20 protein-coding genes and 1 other RNA gene are annotated in these 20432 nt (G+C 53.6%); 14 read left to right on the forward strand and 7 right to left on the reverse strand.

All coding sequences use genetic code 11. The annotated features are described in order from the left end of the window. Positions 1-276 precede the first annotated feature (276 nt). On the forward strand, positions 277-1467 hold the full coding sequence (sat, locus tag ACJJIL_RS04165; protein ID WP_444925708.1) for a sulfate adenylyltransferase: 1191 nt from the start codon (positions 277-279) through the stop codon (positions 1465-1467). 86 nt (positions 1468-1553) lie between these two features. Here the strand turns inward: sat and ACJJIL_RS04170 are convergent, their stop codons facing one another. Beyond that, positions 1554-1994: a Z-ring associated ZapG family protein gene (locus ACJJIL_RS04170; protein WP_157954137.1), complete on the reverse strand. Its 441-nt coding sequence runs from the start codon at positions 1992-1994 to the stop codon at positions 1554-1556. Positions 1995-2344: 350 nt separating this feature from the next. Here ACJJIL_RS04170 and zapE point away from each other — a divergent pair, with 350 nt between their 5' ends. The 9 genes from zapE (at position 2345) to ACJJIL_RS04215 (ending at position 10732) form a co-directional block, all read left to right on the forward strand. After that, positions 2345-3469, forward strand: coding sequence for a cell division protein ZapE (zapE, locus tag ACJJIL_RS04175; protein WP_445361262.1), 1125 nt, complete (start codon positions 2345-2347; stop codon positions 3467-3469). A 114-nt stretch (positions 3470-3583) separates the two neighbouring features. Next, positions 3584-4012: a 50S ribosomal protein L13 gene (gene rplM / locus ACJJIL_RS04180; protein WP_108734214.1), complete on the forward strand. Its 429-nt coding sequence runs from the start codon at positions 3584-3586 to the stop codon at positions 4010-4012. 15 nt (positions 4013-4027) lie between these two features. Next, a complete protein-coding gene (gene rpsI, locus ACJJIL_RS04185) occupies positions 4028-4420 on the forward strand; it encodes a 30S ribosomal protein S9 (RefSeq protein ID WP_413663030.1) in 393 nt (130 codons plus the stop codon). A gap of 302 nt (positions 4421-4722) precedes the next feature. After that, a complete protein-coding gene (gene petA / locus ACJJIL_RS04190) occupies positions 4723-5322 on the forward strand; it encodes a ubiquinol-cytochrome c reductase iron-sulfur subunit (RefSeq protein ID WP_445361263.1) in 600 nt (199 codons plus the stop codon). Then, on the forward strand, positions 5319-7520 hold the full coding sequence (locus ACJJIL_RS04195; RefSeq protein WP_444896358.1) for a ubiquinol-cytochrome c reductase: 2202 nt from the start codon (positions 5319-5321) through the stop codon (positions 7518-7520). The genes petA and ACJJIL_RS04195 overlap by 4 nt, the downstream gene beginning before the upstream one ends. Before the next feature lie 107 nt (positions 7521-7627). Further along, on the forward strand, positions 7628-8254 hold the full coding sequence (locus ACJJIL_RS04200) for a glutathione S-transferase N-terminal domain-containing protein (RefSeq protein ID WP_108734210.1): 627 nt from the start codon (positions 7628-7630) through the stop codon (positions 8252-8254). Between the two features lie 25 nt (positions 8255-8279). Then, a complete protein-coding gene (locus ACJJIL_RS04205) occupies positions 8280-8675 on the forward strand; it encodes a ClpXP protease specificity-enhancing factor (protein ID WP_108735312.1) in 396 nt (131 codons plus the stop codon). Between the two features lie 138 nt (positions 8676-8813). Then, on the forward strand, positions 8814-10001 hold the full coding sequence (locus ACJJIL_RS04210; protein ID WP_445361264.1) for a GGDEF domain-containing protein: 1188 nt from the start codon (positions 8814-8816) through the stop codon (positions 9999-10001). Between the two features lie 107 nt (positions 10002-10108). Next, positions 10109-10732: a Yip1 family protein gene (locus ACJJIL_RS04215; protein ID WP_413663026.1), complete on the forward strand. Its 624-nt coding sequence runs from the start codon at positions 10109-10111 to the stop codon at positions 10730-10732. A gap of 38 nt (positions 10733-10770) precedes the next feature. On the opposite strand, the gene ACJJIL_RS04220 is transcribed toward ACJJIL_RS04215, so the two are convergent. Together ACJJIL_RS04220 and ACJJIL_RS04225 are read right to left on the reverse strand one after the other, a co-directional pair. After that, on the reverse strand, positions 10771-12678 hold the full coding sequence (locus ACJJIL_RS04220) for a M48 family metallopeptidase (protein ID WP_445361265.1): 1908 nt from the start codon (positions 12676-12678) through the stop codon (positions 10771-10773). Positions 12679-12680: 2 nt separating this feature from the next. After that, positions 12681-13277 carry a LemA family protein gene (locus ACJJIL_RS04225; protein ID WP_445361266.1) on the reverse strand — a complete coding sequence of 199 codons (597 nt, stop codon included), beginning with the start codon at positions 13275-13277 and terminating at the stop codon, positions 12681-12683. 174 nt (positions 13278-13451) lie between these two features. Between ACJJIL_RS04225 and ACJJIL_RS04230 the strand changes: the two genes are divergently transcribed. After that, complete coding sequence (locus ACJJIL_RS04230) at positions 13452-14642, forward strand: acetyl-CoA C-acyltransferase (protein WP_445361267.1); 1191 nt, start codon at positions 13452-13454, stop codon at positions 14640-14642. A 70-nt stretch (positions 14643-14712) separates the two neighbouring features. Here ACJJIL_RS04230 and ACJJIL_RS04235 read toward each other — a convergent pair whose 3' ends face one another. The 4 genes from ACJJIL_RS04235 to ACJJIL_RS04250 form a co-directional block, all read right to left on the reverse strand. After that, complete coding sequence (locus ACJJIL_RS04235; RefSeq protein WP_413663022.1) at positions 14713-15303, reverse strand: BON domain-containing protein; 591 nt, start codon at positions 15301-15303, stop codon at positions 14713-14715. 3 nt (positions 15304-15306) lie between these two features. Then, positions 15307-15897: an SIS domain-containing protein gene (locus ACJJIL_RS04240; RefSeq protein WP_108734203.1), complete on the reverse strand. Its 591-nt coding sequence runs from the start codon at positions 15895-15897 to the stop codon at positions 15307-15309. Positions 15898-15961: 64 nt separating this feature from the next. Next, positions 15962-16324 carry a YraN family protein gene (locus ACJJIL_RS04245; protein ID WP_413663021.1) on the reverse strand — a complete coding sequence of 121 codons (363 nt, stop codon included), beginning with the start codon at positions 16322-16324 and terminating at the stop codon, positions 15962-15964. Then, positions 16311-18224 (reverse strand): penicillin-binding protein activator, encoded by a 1914-nt coding sequence (locus ACJJIL_RS04250; protein WP_444893029.1) that lies wholly within the window; start codon positions 18222-18224, stop codon positions 16311-16313. The genes ACJJIL_RS04245 and ACJJIL_RS04250 overlap by 14 nt, the downstream gene beginning before the upstream one ends. 39 nt (positions 18225-18263) lie before the next feature. Here ACJJIL_RS04250 and rsmI point away from each other — a divergent pair, with 39 nt between their 5' ends. From rsmI to mraZ, 3 genes are all read left to right on the forward strand, one after another. Then, positions 18264-19106, forward strand: a complete 843-nt coding sequence (gene rsmI / locus ACJJIL_RS04255; RefSeq protein WP_444925700.1) for a 16S rRNA (cytidine(1402)-2'-O)-methyltransferase — start codon at positions 18264-18266, stop codon at positions 19104-19106. A 59-nt stretch (positions 19107-19165) separates the two neighbouring features. Continuing rightward, an RNA gene (rnpB, locus tag ACJJIL_RS04260) (RNase P RNA component class A) lies at positions 19166-19522 on the forward strand. A 455-nt stretch (positions 19523-19977) separates the two neighbouring features. Then, positions 19978-20421, forward strand: a complete 444-nt coding sequence (mraZ, locus tag ACJJIL_RS04265; protein WP_282933875.1) for a division/cell wall cluster transcriptional repressor MraZ — start codon at positions 19978-19980, stop codon at positions 20419-20421. Positions 20422-20432: the final 11 nt, after the last annotated feature.

The following is a 20432-nucleotide window of genomic DNA, read 5'->3' on the forward strand; positions in this document are numbered from 1 at the left end:
TAGCATATAGGAGCTCTACAAAATGGCTTGGACAGAGGGGCAGTTTGTGAGCCTAATTGGAGGGTGCTTGTATTTCTCACTCCACTATATAGCGATTGCCCAGTGTCCGGGTCTGCTTGCTTGGTTTTTGAGACCCTGGAGTTGCTCAGGGAGTGGAATTTGGGAGGTATAATCTAACTCCTGTATGGCAATGGCATTGGTCGCTTACGATAGATGCGTATAATGGCCAATCGAAATTTTAAGACTAACCGGTAACTACTGTTTTTGGAGACCTAAATGTCCCTAGTTCGCCCCCATGGCAGCGTTGAACTTCAGCCACGCTTTGTATATGACAGTGAGAGGCATCACCAGTTGATGCACGAAGCGGAGTCCCTACCGTCAATCGTGGTCAGTTCGGCAGCTGCCGCTAATGCGGTAATGCTTGGGGCAGGATACTTCAATCCGTTACACGGCTATATGAACCTGGCAGATGCCATGAGTGTTGCTGAAACCTTGCGCACAGTAGATGGCCTGTTCTGGCCGGTGCCGGTTGTTAATGTTGTTAAAGACGCCAGTGAAATTGAGGGTGCCTCCCGTATAGCCCTGCGTGACCCAAATGTCGAGGGTAATCCGGTTCTCGCCGTGATGGATGTTGAGGCGATCGAAACCATTTCAGAAGAGCAAATGGACACCATGGCTGAGCAGGTGTTTGGCACTCTGGATGAGAAACACCCCGGTGTCGCAACCTTTAAGTCTGCGGGTCGAACTCTGATATCGGGCCCGATCGAAGTGTTGAACTTTAGCTACTTCCAGAATGACTTCCCGGATACTTTCCGCACCGCGGTTGAGATTCGCAATGAATTCAAGGAGCGTGGCTGGAATAAGGTTGTAGCCTTCCAGACTCGCAACCCGATGCACCGCGCGCACGAAGAGCTGTGCAAGATGGCCCTCGACGGGGTGGAAGCCGATGGTGTGCTGATCCATATGCTGCTTGGCCAGCTGAAGCCAGGTGATATCCCCGCTCCGGTGCGCGATGCTTCCATTCGCAAGATGGTAGAGCTGTACTTCCCGGCGAATACTGTGATGGTGACCGGCTATGGCTTCGATATGTTGTATGCTGGCCCGCGCGAAGCGGTATTGCATGCGGTGTTCCGCCAGAACTGTGGCTGTAGCCACCTGATTGTTGGTCGCGATCACGCCGGTGTTGGCGATTACTACGGCGCTTTCGATGCTCAGACAATCTTCGATGAAAAGGTGCCCGAAGGCGCTCTTGAGATTGAAATTTTCCGTGCTGACCACACCGCTTATTCCAAAAAGCTGAATAAGGTGGTGATGATGCGTGATGTTCCTGATCACACGAAAGAAGACTTTATTCTGCTTTCAGGTACTAAAGTACGTGAAATGTTGGGTGATGGTATTGCGCCGCCCCCAGAGTTTTCTCGCCCTGAAGTGGCGCAGATTTTGATGGATTACTATCAGAGCCTGTAAGTACCGAATAAGAAAGGTGGGTGATTACCCGCCTTTTTTATTTCTTGGAAATCTGCGTTTCATCATCTCGTACAGCTTGTTAATTATTAGCTGCTCTCATGGGCCTCTTTTTCGAGTCCGTAGTCCTCAGCAAGCGTGCCTTTGGCACCAGGTTCCTTGGGGGCCCAGTCGCGAGGCGGCTCTATATCCTGCAATTTCTCATCGTTGTCTTTTAATTTTCCACTGCCGGCTTTTAGCATCTGGCGGCCAATATCCTGGCTGGATAAGCGCAGCGCACTATTAGATAGGTATTCGTGAACCTCTTTATAGCTCTCGGTGAGGTTGTGAACAAGTTGTGACGTTTGGTCAAAGTGATCGTTGACCTGCAACTGGAAATCTTCGAGTTTGTTGTTGGCTTCGCGGAGTCTCTGCTCCAGTTCCTCTGAGCGCTCCACACTGGTACGCCCGCGCACAGCCAGGAATGCGAGGAATGCACCCAGGGTCATACCGAGGACGCCGACTAGAATTAATACCGATGTAGAGTGCACTTACTACCTCCTCAACTTGCTTTTTTATTGTACAGATCGCCTCGTGGAGAGATGAGGCTGCCAATCTTGGCCCAGCCGGTTTCTGCACTTTGGGTAGCCCGCGTTCGTGGCTATTGCCCCTCATAATAGAGAGGCCAGTATACGCGATTATTACGCTGACAATTAATGTTGTCGGTCAATTGCGGCAGAATGGTTAGTGCCTGGTTCCAGTTTGCGGGGAGGGCTGGCTATTTCGGGTAGTTGCACTGTTGTAAAGGGTGCCAACCATGTCTCTCCGCGGTCTATGCGTAGAATGGTTGAATTTGATAGAGTGCGCGCCAGTTATTCAGTAGTCGAAGAAATTTTCCTCTATGTTGCCCGCCAAACCACTATTTTCTTCCCCTCTTGAGCGTTATGAGAGTGATCTTCAGCGTCCGGACTTTGTTGAGGATCAATCCCAGCGTCAGGCAGTTGAGGAGCTGCAGGATCTTCATCGGCGCCTGGTGGCCCGGTCTGAGCGCGGTGCGATCATCAGTTTTTTGTCCCGCATTCGCAGTCGCGCTAATGAGCCCGAGAAGGGTCTCTACTTTTGGGGTGGGGTAGGCCGCGGAAAAACCTACCTAATGGATGCGTTTTTTGAGTCCCTGCCATTCGCGGAAAAACAGCGCACCCATTTCCATCGCTTTATGCGTCGAGTTCATCAGGATCTAAAGGAGTACGCAGGGGAGAAGAATCCGCTGGAGAAGGTGGCGGATAAGATTGCCCGCCGCGCTCGGGTGCTCTGCTTTGATGAGTTTTTCGTCTCAGATATTGCCGATGCCATGATATTGGCCGGTCTGTTGGATGCGTTGTTCCGCCGGGGGGTGGCCCTGGTGGCGACCTCGAATATTGTGCCCAAAGGCTTATATAAGGATGGGTTGCAGAGGGTACGGTTTCTTCCGGCCATTGATCTGCTGGAGAAGTACACCAAGGTGGTTAATGTCGATAGCGGTACCGATTACCGGCTGCGCACCCTGGAGATATTGGAATTATATCATTCTCCGCTGGGACCTGAGGCGGATAACACTCTGGAGCAGAGTTTTTCACAGCTGAGTGTCAGCGGCTGCGAAGCTCGTAGCGAGGTTCAGCTGCAAGTGGAGGGGCGCCCAATTCGAGCCTTGAAAGTAGCGGATGATGTTGCTTGGTTTGATTTTGTGGATCTATGCGATGGGCCGCGATCGCAAAATGACTATATCGAGCTGGCCAGGGAGTTCCATACGGTGCTTCTGGGGTCGGTGGTCAAGTTTGATGAGCGTATGGATGCCCAGGCGCGTCGCTTCATTAATCTGGTAGATGAATTTTACGACCGGTGCGTGAAGTTGGTGATTTCTGCGGAGGTTCCAGCTGAGGAGTTGTACGTCGGCCGGAATCTTAAGTTTGAGTTTGAGCGCACGGTGAGTCGGCTTTTGGAGATGCAGTCCCGCGAATATCTGGAGCGGCCCCATCGCCCCGAATAAGTCTGTCGAGTCGGGGTAAATTCCGCTTGAAAAGCATACACTCCTTTTGTACTATCCGCGCTCTTTTGTGGGACGGCCCCTAATTCTGGGGGTCATATTACAGGTGTTTATAACATGAAGACTTACAGTGCCAAGCCAGAGGCGGTAAAACGCGACTGGTACATTGTTGACGCTGCGGATAAGACCCTCGGCCGTATTGCTGCCGAGATCGCAACCCGCCTGCGCGGCAAGCACAAGCCTGAATACACGCCCCACGTGGACACTGGCGATTACATCATTGTAATCAACGCAGAAAAGGTTCGCGTGACCGGTAACAAGGCCAAAGACAAGATCTACCACAGCCACTCCGGCTACCCTGGTGGTCTTAAATCCATCAGCTTCGAAAAGCTGATCGAAAAAGCGCCCGAGCGCACCGTTCAAAGCGCCGTTAAAGGCATGCTGCCGAAAGGTCCTTTGGGTCGTGCCATGTTCAAGAAGCTGAAAGTATACAGCGGCAGTGAACATCCTCATGTGGCTCAACAGCCGATTGAACTGGCGATCTAAACGGGAATAAATCTGATGGCAACTACTCAATACTACGGTACCGGCCGCCGCAAGACCTCTACTGCTCGTGTATTCCTCACAGCAGGCGAAGGTAAGATCACCGTAAACGGTCGCACTCTGGACGAATACTTCGGCCGTGAAGTGGCTCGCATGATCGTGCGTCAGCCGCTGGAAAAGGTTGAAATGGTCGAGAAATTCGACATCACTGTTACTGTTAAAGGTGGCGGTTCCTTTGGTCAGGCGGGTGCTATCCGTCACGGCCTGACCCGTGCCCTGATGCAGTACGACGAAGCGCTGCGTCAACCGCTGCGCGCCGCTGGTTATGTTACCCGCGACGCCCGTGAGGTTGAGCGTAAGAAAGTGGGTCTGCGCAAAGCGCGTAAGAAGCCGCAGTTCTCCAAGCGTTAAGCTTTCTTTTTGGCCCGGCTTTTGCCGGGCTTTTTTATATTCCCGTATCTGTGGTTATCCAGCGCTCTTATGACTTTTGCTGGATTTATCGCGGTTTCGCCGCGTGATTCCCGACGTTCCCCATAGCATTGCCTTGTATCAAATTGGCATTTTCTTTAACATTGCGCCGATTTGTATCCGCTTGATTTGTGGGGTTTATTCGCGCGGGCAATCTGCCGGGGCGGGACTTCTTTCAAGACTTTTTGGGTTTGGGCCAGCGAATCTCCGGGCTATCGGGGTCGCTGTGATGGGAGAACTACGTCATGAGTGATGACGGTGTAAATGTAGGACGGCGCCGTTTTCTAACCGCTGCCACCTCAGTTGTTGGTGGCGCGGGTGCGGTGGGGGTTGCCGTTCCCTTCGTCGCTTCCTGGAAGCCGAGTGCCAAGGCGAAAGCTGCGGGCGCTCCGGTTAAATACAATATTAGCAAAGTTGAACCGGGCCAAATGGTCACTGTAGAGTGGCGAGGTAAGCCGGTCTATGTTGTGCGCCGTACCGATGAAATACTGCAAGACCTGGATAAAGTGGAGCCTCTACTGCGCGACCCTAACTCCGAGGAGTCTATCCAGCCAGCTTATGTAGATCCGGAAAACCGCTCTATCAAGCCAAAGCTGTTGGTGTTGGTTGGTCTGTGTACGCACCTTGGCTGCGCGCCTATGTACCGCCCGGAAGTGGGTGCTGCCGATCTGGGTGGCGATGAGTGGATGGGTGGCTTCTTCTGTCCCTGTCACGGTTCCAAATACGATATGGCTGGCCGTGTTTATACCGGTGTTCCCGCGCCTACCAACCTGGAGGTGCCGCCTTATTCCTATGAAAACGACGATGTAATCGTGATTGGCGTAGACCAGGAGGGCACCGCATGAAATGGCTCGCAGATTTCGGTGATTGGGTAGATCAGAGACTACCCATTTACCAGGCCTGGGATAAGCACATGGGCAAGTACTACGCGCCCAAAAACTTTAACCTGTGGTATTTCTTCGGCGTTTTCTCCCTATTGGTCCTGGTCAACCAGCTGTTGACCGGTATTTGGCTCGTTATGAGCTACAACCCCTCTGCCGAGGAGGCATTTGCCTCGGTTGAATACATCATGCGCGATGTGGAGTGGGGTTGGTTGATACGATATCTTCACTCCACAGGTGCGTCTGCCTTCTTCGTGGTGGTATACCTGCATATGTTCCGCGGTTTGATGTACGGCTCTTATAAGCCGCCCCGCGAGCTGGTGTGGATCTTCGGTATGTGTATCTACCTGGTGCTGATGGCAGAAGCCTTTATGGGCTACGTACTGCCCTGGGGCCAGATGTCCTACTGGGGTGCCCAGGTAATTGTTTCCCTGTTTGGAGCAATTCCCGGCATTGGCGATAGCCTGGTTGAGTGGATTCGCGGAGACTACCTGATCTCTGGTATTACCCTGACTCGCTTCTTCTCCCTGCACGTTATTGCGCTGCCGCTGGTATTGGTATTGCTGGTAGTTCTGCATATCCTGGCGTTGCACGAAGTGGGTTCCAACAACCCAGACGGCATCGAGATCAAGAAGAACAAGGATGAGAATGGCATCCCCAAAGACGGTATTGCTTTCCACCCTTACTACTCTGTTCACGACCTGGTAGGTATCGCGGTATTCCTGTTTATCTTCGCAACTGTTGTGTTCTTCTTCCCGGAAATGGGCGGCTTCTTCCTGGAGTACGCTAACTTCGAAGAAGCGAACCCGCTGAAGACACCACCGCATATTGCTCCGGTTTGGTACTTCACGCCGTTCTACGCAATCCTGCGTGCGGTTACCATGGATATCGGTCCGCTTACTGCGAAATTCCTTGGCTTGGTAGCTATGGGTGCCGCTATTGCTGTGCTGTTTGTGCTGCCTTGGCTGGACAAGAGCCCGGTTCGCTCGATCCGCTACAAGGGTTGGTTGCCGAAGGGCTTGCTGCTTCTGTTTGCTGCAGTATTTATTATCCTTGGCTACCTGGGTGTTAAATCTCCGACCCCGGATCGTAACTTCCTGTCTCAGGTAGCGACCCTGTTCTACTTCGCCTTCTTCCTGACCATGCCGGTTTGGACGAATCCGAAGAGTAAGAAAGGCATTGGCTCCTGGGCTGTTTGTGTCATCTTCGGCGTGCTGTTCCTGTGGATGGCGGTAGCTAATTACTCCGTGAATACTTTCATGGTGGTTGTAACTCTGCTGCTCGCTGCCTTCTTTACTTTGCTGCCCTGGATTACCAATCGCGATGAGGTTTACCCAGAGCCCGAGCGTGTAACCAGCCCGTCTGGTGGTAAAACTTTCGGCATCCTGTTTATCGGTATTATCGTTGTCGGCCTGCTGACCTTTATCCCGATTAAAGCGGTAGGTGCAGAATCTGAAGTGGAGCTGGATCACATCAATATCGATCTGCGGGACAAGCCGTCCCTGCAGCGCGGTGCCAAGTACTTCGTCAACTACTGCATGGGGTGTCACAGTGCCAATTACTCCCGTTGGGAGCGTGTGGCCACTGACCTGGATATCCCGGTTGAGTTGATGATGGAGAACCTGGTTTTGGGTGATGACAAAATCGGCAACCTGATGACGATCTCCATGCGTCCAGATGATTCCAAAGTATGGTTCGGCGCCGCGCCGCCGGACCTGACGCTGGTTGCTCGTTCTCGCTCACCGGAATGGCTCTACACTTACCTCCGCAGCTTCTATAAGGACGACAGTCGTGCTACCGGGGTAAATAATAAGGTCTTCCCGAGTGTGGCCATGCCTCACGTTCTGATGGAGCTGCAAGGCTTGCAGGAGTGTGCCCCTGGCCCTAAGCGCGACCACGGTAAAGTTGTCCGCGATGAGCTCGGCAACCCGATTATGGATGCTGCCTGTGGTAGTCTGGAGGTGGGTAAGGTGAAAGGCTCTATGACACCTGAAGAGTTTGATGGGGCAATGTATGACCTCGTCAACTTTATGGAGTACATTGCTGAGCCGATGGCTGAAGATCGCAAACGTGTTGGCTTCTATGTGCTGGCGTTTATTTTTGTGTTCTTTATCTTCGCCTGGTTGCTGAACCGCGAATACTGGAAAGACGTGCACCACTAAAGCCGTCGCTAGTTTGTCTCTAATGGGTGGTGGGTTTACTCACTGCCCTTTTATATTTTGAATAAATGGTCGGCTCTAGCCGGCTTAAAGTTTGAGGTAGTTTGAACATGGGTGTGCCTACCAACAAGCGCTCCTCGATGACCTTCTTCTCCGATGGTCGCAGCCACTATAGCCACCGAGTACGTATCGTACTTGCAGAGAAAGGGGTTTCCGTCGATATCACCGATGTGGACGCCGATGATAAACCAGCTGAACTCGCTGACCTCAATCCTTACAACTCCCTGCCAACCCTGGTAGATCGCGACTTGGTTCTGTTCGAGACCAAAGTGATGATGGAGTATCTGGACGAGCGTTTCCCGCATCCGCCGCTGCTGCCAGTTTACCCGGTTGCCCGCGCGCAGAGCCGCCAGATTATGCATCGTATCGAGCGCGATTGGTGTCCTCTGGTGGACAAGATCCTTGCCGGTGGTAAGGACGCGGCCTCCGCTCGCAAAGAACTGCGCGACAACCTGGTTGGTATCGCTCCGATGTTTACCGACCTGCCGTACTTCTTTAATGAAGAGTTTTCTCTGGTAGATTGCTGCATGGCCCCGCTGTTGTGGCGCCTCGAGCAGTTTGAAATCAGCCTTCCGAAAACCAAACAGGTTAAGCCGTTGCTGGACTATATGGACCGCCTGTTTGCCCGCGAGGCATTCCAGCAGAGTCTGACCGAATACGAACGGGAAATGCGTTGAGGGAATACTGGTGAGCAAGCCGGCCATGACATCCAATCGTCCCTACATTCTGCGGGCGTTTTACGAGTGGATAACCGATAACCGGTGCACTCCTTATATTCTGGTTGATACGCACCTCCCCGGTGTTTTGGTGCCGCAACAACATGTGAACGACGATGGTCAGATAGTGCTGAACATCTCGGAATCAGCGGTTGCCAGTCTGACTATGGATAATTACGCCATCAGGTTTAACGCCCGTTTTGGCGGGGTTCCGACAGATATCCAAGTTCCAGTGGGATCTGTGGTCGGAATCTACGCGCGGGAAAACGGGCAGGGGATGGTATTTGAGGCCGAGGAAACTCCAGAGCCGCCCGAACCGACGCCACCCACCAGTTTGGGTAAAAAATCGGTGAAAAAACCGGCTCTGCGTGTCGTTAAATAGTGCTCCTTTTCGCTGGTAGGGCAGATTTCTAAGGCCCTGCCAGCTCCCCCCTTCGCTTCAATTTTGTGACCTAGTTCCGGGTATACGCTTGTCCCAAGTCCGTATAATGGCGCGTTATCTTTTATTGCCGCGAATGTCATGCCGCCATACCTTCAATGGCTGCGCTTTATTTGGCTGCCAGGGATGCTTCTGGTGCTTCTCGTTGCGCAGTATCTTCCCTGGATTGATCTGACCCACTTATACAGTCCGCAGTTGCCAGTCTTATTATTGGCTGTGGCGGTATTGCTCAGTTTTGGTTTTCGCTCGAGCCGGGTTGCGCTTTCAGCACTGCTTATCATGGCCCTATACATAGCGGCTCACTCCCAATTGCTCCCCAGCTTGCACAGGGATCTCCCGCTTTATCTCTCACTGGTTGCAGTAAATCTTGTTCTGTTTACTTGCAGCCGTGATCGCAGTGTCTTCAGTATTTTTGGGCTGCTATGGGGCCTGTTTTTGCTGGCTGAGGGGGTGGGTTTTGTCTTGCTCTATGATTGCTGCGCGCCGCTGAGGTTGGCATTTCCTGTCGAGAATTTGCCCAGCGGGTTGTCCGGGTTTTTACCCGACGTATTTTCGTTGCCACAATTGATTGGCGCTGTCTCCGCTCTCGGTGCTTTTGCCTTACTTTTTCTCTACCCTGGCCCCACCGCTATGGGTCTATTTAGCTGTTCTATTTTGCTGTTGTGCAGTGTTTGGTTGAGCCTTCCTCTCGAGTTTACCGGCTCTGTAGCCGGAATATTATTGGTCGCTTCGCTGCTTGGGGCCAGTTATGAATTGGCGTTTCGCGATGAGCTGACTGGGCTTCATTCCAGGCGGGCCTTCCGCTATCAGATGCTGACGCCAGCATGGAATTACAGTCTTGCCATGGTTGATATCGATTATTTTAAAAAGCTGAATGATCGCTATGGCCATCAGGTGGGTGATCAGGCTTTGCAAATGGTTGCGGCTCAACTCGCGCGCCACTCTCACGGTACCGTGTTTCGCTATGGCGGTGAGGAGTTTGTTATTTATCTTCCGGGCCGCAGTCGCCAGGCGAAAGAAGCTTTATTGGAAAAAATCAGGGAGAAAATCTCAAGTTACCCACTGCGCCTAAGGTCATCGGGGCGTCTTTCCGCAGGGGCTTCGCTCAGGGGGAAGGGTGGGGGGAAGCCAGTAAAAGTTACCGTGAGTATTGGCGTTGCCCACCGCAATAAAAAACTAAAGAAACCCGAGAGTATCCTTAAAGCGGCTGATCAAGCGCTTTATAAAGCAAAGCGCAGCGGGCGAAATTGCCTGTCTGTCCACAGCTGATATAAATCAAGTAAATTTGAAAGTGACGCTTAATTCCCTTTTGGCATTGGTCAATCTGTTGTGCGCCACCGATACTGCAAAGCAGGGCATTGGAAGGGAGATTTGGTGTGCGGATACTCAGTCATACAATAGGTATTCTTACCAACCCGGAAAAAGAGTGGAAAGCGATACGCGCTGATCGCCATTCTTTTTTTGAGGTGTTTGTAACTCATGTGCCGCTTCTGGCGTTGATTCCTACCGTGGCCGGTTACTTTGGGGTTACCCGGGTAGGCTTTCAGGTTGGGGGACATCTGGCAAAGCTGACACCTGAAAGTGCAGCTGTTCTGTCGGTTGTTACTTATTTTGCATTGCTGGTTGGCGTCTATTGCCTCGGAGAGTTTATTAACTGGATGGCGCGATCCTACGGAGTTGAGGGAGATGAGCCCACGCGCCATTATGAAGGCACGGCACTTGCGGTGTTTATTACTACGCCAATCTTCCTGGCGAGTATCGTCGTCCTTTATCCACACCCCTGGCTCACGATGGCGTCGGTAGGCATTGCCGGGATGTATTCTATTTACCTGGTCTTTGCTGGCATTCCGATCCTGATGAATATGAATAAGGATCGAGCATTTCTGTATGCCTGTGCAGTATTAACCGTTGCCTTGGTAATGATGGTTACGGTGCTTATTGGCTCCGTCATTTTATGGAGTGTGGGCATCGGGCCGGTTTATCAGCACCACGCCCATTAAGGTTTCACAACGCCAGCATTTGTGCTGGCGTTGTGCGGCTACCTAGACTTATCGACAATCGGTGGCATAGGGCAGTCCAGGCTGTCAGCGACGGCCCTTAACAGTTCGATCTCCTCCGCTTTAATTACCCCATTGTGATTCAAGGTGATCACAATCGCTTTCAGTAAGTCGGGTTTCTCCAGGGGCGGTATAAGGCTGGCGATTGCAATGGCCTTGTCCAGTCTTGGCAGGGTGATATCAGCGATGCCGGGTAGCGGGGTTATTTCAAGCCTGAGAGCACTGAGTCCCTTCTCATGAGCACGTTTTGCTGGAAGGTATTGGCTGTTTCCCGCATGGGCGATGGCTGCAATGATAAATCGTGAAGCATCTTTGTTGGCATGTTTGCTATGGGACAGGCGCTGTCGATCTGGAGCGCCGTCGAGCGCGTGCATTAATACCCGGTACAGGGCCCATTCCCAAACTTCAACTTTCCCATCGCTGTGTAGAAGCTTGATAAGATTTCGTTTAAAGATCTGGTACTGCTGAGGGACTAGGGCACGTAAGGCCGGGATACATAGGTCAATCAATGCGAGGCGAGCGTTGCTCGGCAGTGATTCCATATGTGGTGTGAGTTTTTTCATCTCGCGGATAACAGCAGGATGGGCAATTTTCTCCAAGAGGTTTAGCTGTTTGTCTCGCTCGGTTTTATCCTTGTGCAGAAGAAGGTAGTAGACCAGTGCCCGGGCGGTAAAAGGTTCGTGTGCAGCCTGTTGGATAAGGGGTGGAATAGAACCCAGCAGTTGATGTCCAAGCTCAACTTGGTGTGTATCTGGTTTGGCAATACTGTTGTCCACTGCATCCAGAGCAGCCTGGAAAGGCGTCGTAGGAGCGGCCATGGCGAGCTGCGGATTTTGCAATTCACTGAGTTTTACAGTCTCGGCTTCACTTTTTACCTGTTCTTCCGTATTGGCGAATAGGCCATTCCAGGTGGGTTCTAGCCTCTTGATGCGCACTGGCAGTGGAGGGTGAGTGGCAAAAAGGCTGAGCAGGGAGCGTTTTACCCCAACCGCGAACAACATATGGTTAAACTCTGCTGCGTTGGGGCTGCTGAGTTCTGAGCCTAAATCGCGGCCACCGATCTTTTTCAGCGCGTTGGCAATACCGAGGTTGTTGCGAGTAAATTGTACTGCGGAGGCATCGGCAAGAAACTCCCGTTGCCGACTGACAGCGGCCTTGATCAGGTTGCCGATTAGCGTACCGGTGTAGCCGAGGATAATCAGAGTTATTCCCAGGCCTAGTAGAGGATATCTTATGGGGGTTACGCGCCGGTGGGGTGCCGGGCTTCTGACAAGGAGCTGTCCCAAAAGTCCAATAATTAAGATTCCATGTAACAGCCCGGTGATCTGGGTGTTTAGACGAATGTCTCCATTGAGAATATGACTGAACTCGTGGGCAACAACGCCCTGTAGCTCCTCCCGGGTAAGCTTTTCCAAGGAGCCCCGCGTCAGGCCAATAACGGCATCGGTAGGGTTTTGGCCAGCGGCAAAGGCATTGATGGTGCTGTCCTCAATGATGTAGACATCGGGTACCGGAATACCTGTTGCAATAGCAATCTCTTCCACAATATTGAGTGCTCTCTTTTCCCGCTCAGTTCGCGCGGAAGTATTAAGTTTGTGCCCTCCCAGGGATTCCGCCACAGCCTTTCCCCCAGGAGATAATTGATGGAACTTGTACAGACTGCCCAGGATAACGACGGTACCGATGACAAAGGCTATTGAGCCAAGGGTCTCCCAGCCCAGAAGTTGCACAACTTCAAAGGGAGTAAATGGTTGGCCGCGAGACAGTGACACCATGGACGCCGTAGCCAGGGTGCTCAAACTAATTAGGGCAATGAGGGCCAGGCTGAACAGGAAAACCAGCAAACGACTGCTGTGCTTGGCTTTGTCCTGGTGAACGTAAAAGTTCATATTTAAAACTCGATACGTGGCGCGACTTGAAAGGTTTCTGAGTCTGCGAACTCAAGCAGTTGGGCGTTGGCTCTGTGGCCAAAAAGGCCGGCCAGAAATACTGGAGGGAAGCTCTGTTTGTAGATGTTGTAGCTGGTGACGCAGTCGTTAAAAGCTTGGCGTGCAAATGCCACGCGGTTTTCGGTGCTGTTTAACTCCTCGTTGAGTTCGCGAAGGGTCTGGTCGGCTTTCAGTTCCGGGTAGGCCTCAATCACCATATTCAGGCGACCCAGAGCGCTGTTGAGAAGGCCTTCTGCGCGGCCGAGCTTATCGATAGCGGCCGGATTGGTAGGGCTTTTAGCGGCAGATTTAAGGTCTGAAATTGCGGTATTACGCGCACTGATTACCGCTTCCAGGGTTTCCCTCTCGTGATTCAGGTATGCCCTGGCACTCTCTACCAGATTTGGTACCAGTTCGTGGCGTCGCTTTAACTGTATCTCTATCTGCGCAAAAGCATTTTCGCTGTGGTTTTTCAGTGAAACCAGTTTGTTAAAGATACTGATGATGAAAAAGAACAGTGCGATGACCACCGTCAGCACAATAAGTCCCGTAGACCCCATAACGCTCCCCTATTTATCCCTGTTGGTGGCGTAAATAGTAACACGATGGGCTGATACTGATACGCACCGGCCGCACCCCTGGCGGAGCGGGGTGGGGCTTCGGCTATAATGCGGCGACATTAAAACAATTGCCGCCACCACAGTGATGGCGGCACAGAACTTGGAGCAGCCAGAATGAGTGATGTAACTTCGGACCCTGTAGTGATTGTCGGAATGTCGCGTACGCCAATGGGCGCTATGCAGGGCAGCCTTTCAGCCCTCACTGCCCCGCAGTTGGGTGCTGCGGCGATTCGCGCAGCCCTTGAGGACGCGGGTGTGGCACCTGCCGATGTGGATGAAGTGCTGATGGGTTGTGTGCTCCCGGCAGGTGTCGGTCAGGCTCCGGCACGCCAGGCATCACTGGGTGCAGGCATCCCTGTCGGCACTCCTTGCACCACTGTTAACAAGGTGTGTGGCTCCGGAATGAAGACTGTGATGATGGCCCGCGATGCCCTGCTGATGGGTGAGGGTAAGGTTATCGTTGCTGGTGGTATGGAAAGCATGAGCAATGCCCCCTACCTGCTGGCCAAGGCCCGCTCTGGTATGCGCCTCGGTCATGGAGAGGTCAAAGATTCCATGTTCCTGGATGGCCTGGAAAATGCTGCAGATGGCAAGCTGATGGGTACTTTCGCCGAATCTACTGCCGATAAGTACGATTTCACCCGCGAAGAGCAGGACGCTTTTGCCCTGGAATCTCTGGCGCGTGCCCAGGCCGCGATTGAAGGTGGTGATTTTACTCGTGAAATCTCCCCGGTGACGATTGCCTCTCGCAAAGGTGAGATTGAGGTCAGCGTCGATGAGGCCCCAGGTAATGCCCGTCCAGACAAAATCCCTCAGCTAAAACCGGCGTTCCGTAAAGACGGCACTGTAACTGCAGCGAACTCAAGCTCTATTTCTGACGGTGCTGCGGCGCTGGTGTTGATGCGCAAAAGTGAAGCTGAGAAGCGCAGCTTGAAAATTCTGGCTGTTCTCAAGGGGCAATCCCAGTTTGCCCGTGAGCCCGAGTGGTTCACTACGGCTCCGGTCGGCGCTATGCACAAGCTGCTGGAAAATGCCGGTTGGTCTGCGGGGGATGTGGACCTATTCGAGATTAATGAAGCATTTGCGGTAGTGACTATGGCTGCAATGCGTGAGCTCGATTTGCCCTGGGAAAAGGTCAATGTTAACGGTGGTGCCTGTGCCCTCGGCCACCCGTTAGGTGCTAGCGGTGCCCGTATCCTGGTTACCCTGTTGGCAGCGATGGAAAAGCGCGATGCCAAGAAGGGCGTGGCAAGCCTGTGCATTGGTGGCGGTGAGGCTACAGCGGTTGCTATAGAGCGCGTATAAGTTACAGACTTGAGCGCTAACGGAAACGGAGGCAGTTGCCTCCGTTTTTGTTTGTGTAGTGAGGGAACTATTAGTTGATGTATTCCACTGCTTTTACAACCTTCTGTACCCCGCCTACCGAGCGGGTCACTTCGGCTGCCCGTTCCGCTTCGGCAGGAGTTAGCAGTCCCATCAAATAAACAACTCCATTCTCGGTCACGATTTTGATGCGACCACTGTCTACTTCCTTATTGGCAAACAGGTTGCTTTTCACCTTGGTGGTTAGCCAGGTATCGCTGGTGCTAGCCAGTAAAGTGACTTTACCGCGCACCTGAATTTCGTTGTAGACCTGGCGAACGTTTTGTACTTGTTCCGCCGTGCGTCCGGCAAGCAGGCGCAGTTCTTGGCTGGGCACCTGGCCGGTGAGCAGTACAACACCATTAAAAGAATTGATATTGATATTCGAGGTTTTCAGGTCCGGGTGAGCTTTGTTGATATTGACTGTGGTCACCGTCTCGATACGTTGGTCATCAATATAGGTACCAAAAGATCGCTCGCCGGGGTCCTGTTGTATGGGGCCGTCATGGGTGGCCTCCAATACAGTGCTGCATCCCGCTAACAAGGTGGTTGCCGCAAGGGCAGCCAGGAGATATTTCCCCAGGGTCAACTTTTTGTTGTTCATCGTTTATTCCTCGTAGCCACCAAACAAACTACTGTCGATTAGGTCGCACAGGCAAAAAATTGTCAGAAGATGTACTTGGTGTACCTCTGCTGCGACATCGGATGGCACCCGTAGTTCAATATCATGGGTATCGAGCAGGGCGGCGCAGTCGCCGCCATCACCGCCGGTCAGTGCGAGTATGCCCATATCCCGGTCCCGAGCCGCACGCATGGCCTGAACCAGGTTTGAGTCGCGCCCATCGCTGCTGATAATTACGAGAAGGTCACCGGGCTGCCCCAGGGCGCGAACCGGGTGTGCGAAGGTGTCTGCACCGCCGTGGTTCGAGGCAACGGTGCCCATGGAGACGCCGTCGCTGTTGAGGGCCATAGCCGGTAGGCCGGGGCGTTCGCGCTGGAAGCCGCCGGTCAGTTGCGAGCTAAAACTTTGCGCCAATGCGCCACTGACACCATTGCCACAGAGCAGGACTTTGCTCTCTGCCAAGAGTGTATGCACCACCATTTCGCTGGCTTCTGCAATCAGCGGGGCCAGTATCTCGCCAGCGTTCATTGTGGCTTCAAGGCTGTGGTGAAAAAGGGTTACGACTCGCTGTTCCATTGTGTCCTTAATTCAGGTGAGTTCGAACTCACCATAACTTGACAGGGTAAATCTCGGTTTTGCCTCAGGCTTCGAAGGCGCTTTTAATCCACTGGATGTTTTGTGCATCGCCATCTATGGCCAGGACATCGAAGCGGCACGGACAGTCCAGTTTATGTTGCTGCAAATAGCGGCTGGCAGTGGCCAATAGCTTAGCTTGCTTGCGTGAATCCACGCTGGCTGCGGCCCCGCCGAACTGGCTCTTGCGGCGGAAGCGCACCTCCACGAACACGACAGTATCGCTTTCACGGGCGATAAGGTCTATCTCTCCGTGTGAACTGCGATAATTGCGCTCCAGTAAGGTGAGCCCCGCGCGCTGCAAATAGCGGGCCGCGGCAGCCTCCATTTGGCTGCCGACAGTGCCGCTTGAGCCCTTAAAAAGCCTCACGATTCCCACTTAATTCGATTGGCTCCCGCTGCGGCAATTGGGGCTCGACGGTAGTGATGGGCACCGGCACCCCTTTGTCGATTCGCGCCCACATTTGTTCGCGCACTATGCGGCCATCAGCGCTCAGGCTCAATGCGCCGGTGAGACCGTGTACTTTCTGTTCCGGGAATTGGCGCAACATAGGCAAGCGCGGGTAGAGGCGGAAGGCATCGGCACCTAGGGCATACAGTCTGGCAAAAGCCGGTACGGGCGACGCCTGCTCCTCGATATCCTGCTTGGTTTGATTGCTTTCAAATAGCCAGGGCAGGGCGGTAAAGCGAATACCGTTCATATCCCTGTCGCGATTGCGGTTGATGCTGCCACCAAAGACATGAGAGGTAGCGTATACGGGCAGGTCACTGGCGTAGTAGTAGGTCAGCATGGGGTTGAGCTGGCGCGCCTGCTGGGGTTGTGCTGCCAGGAATACCATATCGACATCGTCACGGCGTCTGGGGGTAAATTCCAGCTTTGCCGCCAGGCGACTCTGCAATTCCTTCTTGCGCGCGTTGCTGGCGGGAATTAACAGGGCATCGCTGACCAGGGCTGAGAACTTGCTGTTGTCCTTAAACGTTCGGCGAATGCTAACTGAGCCACCGAGGCGCAGCCACTCTTCTTCAAATGCTTCAGCGCCGCGCTGCCCCCAGCTATTGTCAGCGGTGAGGACCATTGCCTGTCGCTTGCCCTGCCGGTAAGCGTGCTGGGCAATTTGCCGCGCTTCATCTTCTATTGCCAGGCCAAACTGGACTAGGTCTGTGGTCAGGCGCCCCTCATCGCCGTAGTTGAGGGCGAGAGTAGGCACTGGCAGTTTTTCTGTGGCAAGCAGGTTGGCTACCTTGCTCTTATCCAGTGGGCCAACAATCATCTGCGCACCGGCATCTACGGCGCTCTGGTAAATTTCCTCAAATGGCTGATCGGAACCGGTGTCGTAAACCATCACTTTCGGAGTTGCGCCGCCAGCATTCAGAGCGGTGTAGTGGGCGGCCATAAAGCCATCCCGGATTGCCCTGCCGGCGTTGCCCAGGGGGCCGGACAGTGGCAAGAGCAGCGCCACGCGGTCTGCCCGCTGGGCGGCCAAGCGCTCTAACAGCTGCAATGCCTGTGGCGGATGGGAATTGGCACTATGGGCGGGCCAGCGCTCGCGCCAGCGGCTGAGTGCGGTCAGCTGTGAGCTGATATCCGTCTGGGTGTCGCGGCCCAGCAGGGCGAGTTGATACCAGGCGCGCATCTGGGTGTCATTACTTTGGGTGGCGCGAGCCTGCAATTCACTGGAGGGCAGCTGGGTCAAGAGATGCCAAAAGCCGTTGTTATTCTCTGTGATCGCTTCGTCGGACTGGGCGATATAGGAGATTTCGCGCCGCTCACTAATTGCGCTGTCGAGATTTCCCAGAAGTCCCCATAGGTCAGCGCGCAGGCTGCGTAGAGGTAAGGCAGTCTTCTGTGGTAACTCCGGCCACACATTTTCCAGGCGTGGAGAGGCTGCCAGGTCGAGGGCCTCAAAGAAGTCGTCGTCTGCGGCAAGTAGGCTGCCATAGACCTGTGCATAGCTGGCGAAGAGGTTGTCGTCCAGCTGTTCGGGCGTAATTTTGATTACCGCCTCTTTTGCCGTCTCTTTATCTCCCAGCTCGTATAGAATAGCGGCCGCTTGCAGGCGCTGTTGATCCCGCGCCGGTGCCGGCAGGGTGTCGGCACTGCGCAGCATACGTACAGCTTCACTGCGGCTTGCGGTGTGGCCGGCCGAATAATCCGGCTGGTAAACGTTTGGCCGGGAAGCCGGTGTCTGGCAAGCAGCCAGTGCGACTGCCAGTGAGGCAGCTGCCATTCTGGTGATTACAGTAGAGGTGCGCCGGGAAGAGGCGGACATAATCTTCTCCCGCAATATTTATATTTGGAGTGAACAGCTATGGGGCCGGATCAGGCGCTGCTTTATATTGTCGCTACGCCCATTGGTAATTTGGCCGATATGGTACCGCGAGCGATCGAAGTTCTACAATGTGCCGATCTGGTTGCGGCGGAGGACACACGTCACAGTCAGCGATTATTTTCCCATTTTAATATCGATACGCCATTGATGGCATATCACGATCACTCGGATGACAAGCGCACAGAGCAGATTTTGCAGCGTTTGGAGCAGGGCCAGACCATTGCCCTGATTTCCGATGCGGGCACCCCACTGATCTCAGATCCCGGCTATCGCCTGGTACGTGAAGCCCGGGAGCGTGGAATCAAAGTCTCCCCGATACCGGGGGCTTGTGCTTTTATCTCCGCACTGAGCGCCGCCGGACTCCCCAGTGACAAGTTTAGTTTCGAGGGATTCCTGCCGGCTAAGTCCGGTGCCCGTGAGCGAGCCCTACAGGAGTTGGCCAGTGATACCCGTACCCTGGTGTTCTACGAGGCCCCTCACCGGGTTGCCGACACTTTGGAGGCAATGGCGGCCGTGTTCGGCGGCAATCGCGAAGCGGTGATAGCCCGCGAGGTCAGCAAGGCCTTTGAAACTTTTCAGTTGATGCCTCTGGCAGAGTTGGTTGAGTGGGTCCGCGCTGACAGCAATCAGCAGCGCGGTGAGATTGTTTTGATGGTACGTGGTGCGGAGCGCTCTCGTGACAGTGAGCTGGATGGGGAGGCGCAGCGTGTGATGTCACTGTTGCTGGCAGAGTTACCGCCGAAAAAAGCGGCGGCGATCGCTGCCGAAATTACTGGAGTGAAAAAGAAAGCCCTGTACAACTGGAGCCTGGAGCAAAAATAAGGCACTGATTGCTGCAATTGCCTGTTGCAATCCGTCTGTCGCCTCTTTACTCTTCGCCGCGAGCTGGCCGGGCAATCGCTGTCGTCTTGTGCGATGGAGGAAAGTCCGGGCTCCATAGGGTGGAACGCCAGGTAACGCCTGGGGGGTGCGAGCCTACGGAAAGTGCAGCAGAGAGTAGACCGCCGATGGCTCCTTTTTTGGGAGTACAGGTAAGGGTGAAAGGGTGCGGTAAGAGCGCACCGCGCGGCTGGTAACAGTCCGCGGCATGGTAAACCCCGTTCGGAGCAAGACCAAATAGGCCCTCTATAGGTGTGACCCGCACTGAGGGCGGGTAGGTCGCTTGAGGTGTCTGGTGACAGGCATCCCAGATGAATGATTGTCCTCGACAGAACCCGGCTTACAGGCCAGCTCAACAATTTCAAAAGCCCGGCATTCGCCGGGCTTTTTTGTTTGCCTGATGTGGTGGTCCCGGCTCCGGTAGCCCTCTTTGTGTTCGCCTATTTCTTCTCGTTTAATTTCGGCTAAAGCCTCTTCTTGGCGCAAAAAAATTGATTAACTGTTAAGGGGGCGATCGTGCCAGATAGGGCTGTTCCGACTAGTTTCAATGTGCCAATATGCGCCACTTCTCTGGAGGCCGCGATTTTACAAGGGGTTATGGGGACTTTGGGGTCGAATTCCTTGACTTTGTGTCGACCAGTTTTATAGTGTCGAGAGTGGGAAAAAGTGGAAAATCGTGGAAATTTGTGGTTTATTCGCGATAAGTAAGTGGGTGTTCACACCGCCAGGTTAAAGTCGAACATCTTTCTCCATTGACCTGCCATATGGGAGTGAGTCGCGAGAGGCGCGATCTCCAAAGCGAGAACCACTAAACGTGTATTTGGGCAGCCACGCAATCAATATGGACGCCAAGGGGCGTCTGGCAATACCGGCACGCGTCCGCGATAGGCTGTTGGATGAGTGTGCGGGGTGCTTGGTGGTGACTGCCCATACAGAGGAACGCTGTTTGTTGGTGTATCCGTCGCCCCAGTGGCAGCAAATTCTCCCGAAGATTGAAGCATTGCCCAGCTTTAACAAAGTGGCTCGGCGCGCTCAGCGCCTGCTGATCGGGTATGCCTGTGAGCTGCAGGTGGATGGCAATGGCAGGGTATTGATTCCGCCAACTCTGCGTGAGTACGCGGGGCTGGAAAAGAAATTGATGTTAGTGGGCCAGGGGAAAAAGCTGGAGCTCTGGAGTGAGGAGCGCTGGATGTCCTGGCTCGATGATAGTGAAGACGAAGAGGGTATGCCTGAGGAAATGGCATCCCTCTCTTTATAAGGGGAGTACCG

This window comes from Microbulbifer maximicatervae (SeqCode) (assembly GCF_052468095.1).

What these genes read in the sequence shown, in the direction of transcription:
- sat (WP_444925708.1), top strand. Translation starts at nt 277, where the DNA reads ATGTCCCTAGTTCGCCCCCATGGCAGCGTTGAACTTCAGCCACGCTTT.
- zapE (WP_445361262.1), top strand. Translation starts at nt 2,345, where the DNA reads ATGTTGCCCGCCAAACCACTATTTTCTTCCCCTCTTGAGCGTTATGAG.
- rplM (WP_108734214.1), top strand. Translation starts at nt 3,584, where the DNA reads ATGAAGACTTACAGTGCCAAGCCAGAGGCGGTAAAACGCGACTGGTAC.
- rpsI (WP_413663030.1), top strand. Translation starts at nt 4,028, where the DNA reads ATGGCAACTACTCAATACTACGGTACCGGCCGCCGCAAGACCTCTACT.
- petA (WP_445361263.1), top strand. Translation starts at nt 4,723, where the DNA reads ATGAGTGATGACGGTGTAAATGTAGGACGGCGCCGTTTTCTAACCGCT.
- ACJJIL_RS04195 (WP_444896358.1), top strand. Translation starts at nt 5,319, where the DNA reads ATGAAATGGCTCGCAGATTTCGGTGATTGGGTAGATCAGAGACTACCC.
- ACJJIL_RS04200 (WP_108734210.1), top strand. Translation starts at nt 7,628, where the DNA reads ATGGGTGTGCCTACCAACAAGCGCTCCTCGATGACCTTCTTCTCCGAT.
- ACJJIL_RS04205 (WP_108735312.1), top strand. Translation starts at nt 8,280, where the DNA reads ATGACATCCAATCGTCCCTACATTCTGCGGGCGTTTTACGAGTGGATA.
- ACJJIL_RS04210 (WP_445361264.1), top strand. Translation starts at nt 8,814, where the DNA reads ATGCCGCCATACCTTCAATGGCTGCGCTTTATTTGGCTGCCAGGGATG.
- ACJJIL_RS04220 (WP_445361265.1), bottom strand. Translation starts at nt 12,678, where the DNA reads ATGAACTTTTACGTTCACCAGGACAAAGCCAAGCACAGCAGTCGTTTG.
- ACJJIL_RS04225 (WP_445361266.1), bottom strand. Translation starts at nt 13,277, where the DNA reads ATGGGGTCTACGGGACTTATTGTGCTGACGGTGGTCATCGCACTGTTC.
- ACJJIL_RS04230 (WP_445361267.1), top strand. Translation starts at nt 13,452, where the DNA reads ATGAGTGATGTAACTTCGGACCCTGTAGTGATTGTCGGAATGTCGCGT.
- ACJJIL_RS04235 (WP_413663022.1), bottom strand. Translation starts at nt 15,303, where the DNA reads ATGAACAACAAAAAGTTGACCCTGGGGAAATATCTCCTGGCTGCCCTT.
- ACJJIL_RS04240 (WP_108734203.1), bottom strand. Translation starts at nt 15,897, where the DNA reads ATGGAACAGCGAGTCGTAACCCTTTTTCACCACAGCCTTGAAGCCACA.
- ACJJIL_RS04250 (WP_444893029.1), bottom strand. Translation starts at nt 18,224, where the DNA reads ATGTCCGCCTCTTCCCGGCGCACCTCTACTGTAATCACCAGAATGGCA.
- rsmI (WP_444925700.1), top strand. Translation starts at nt 18,264, where the DNA reads ATGGGGCCGGATCAGGCGCTGCTTTATATTGTCGCTACGCCCATTGGT.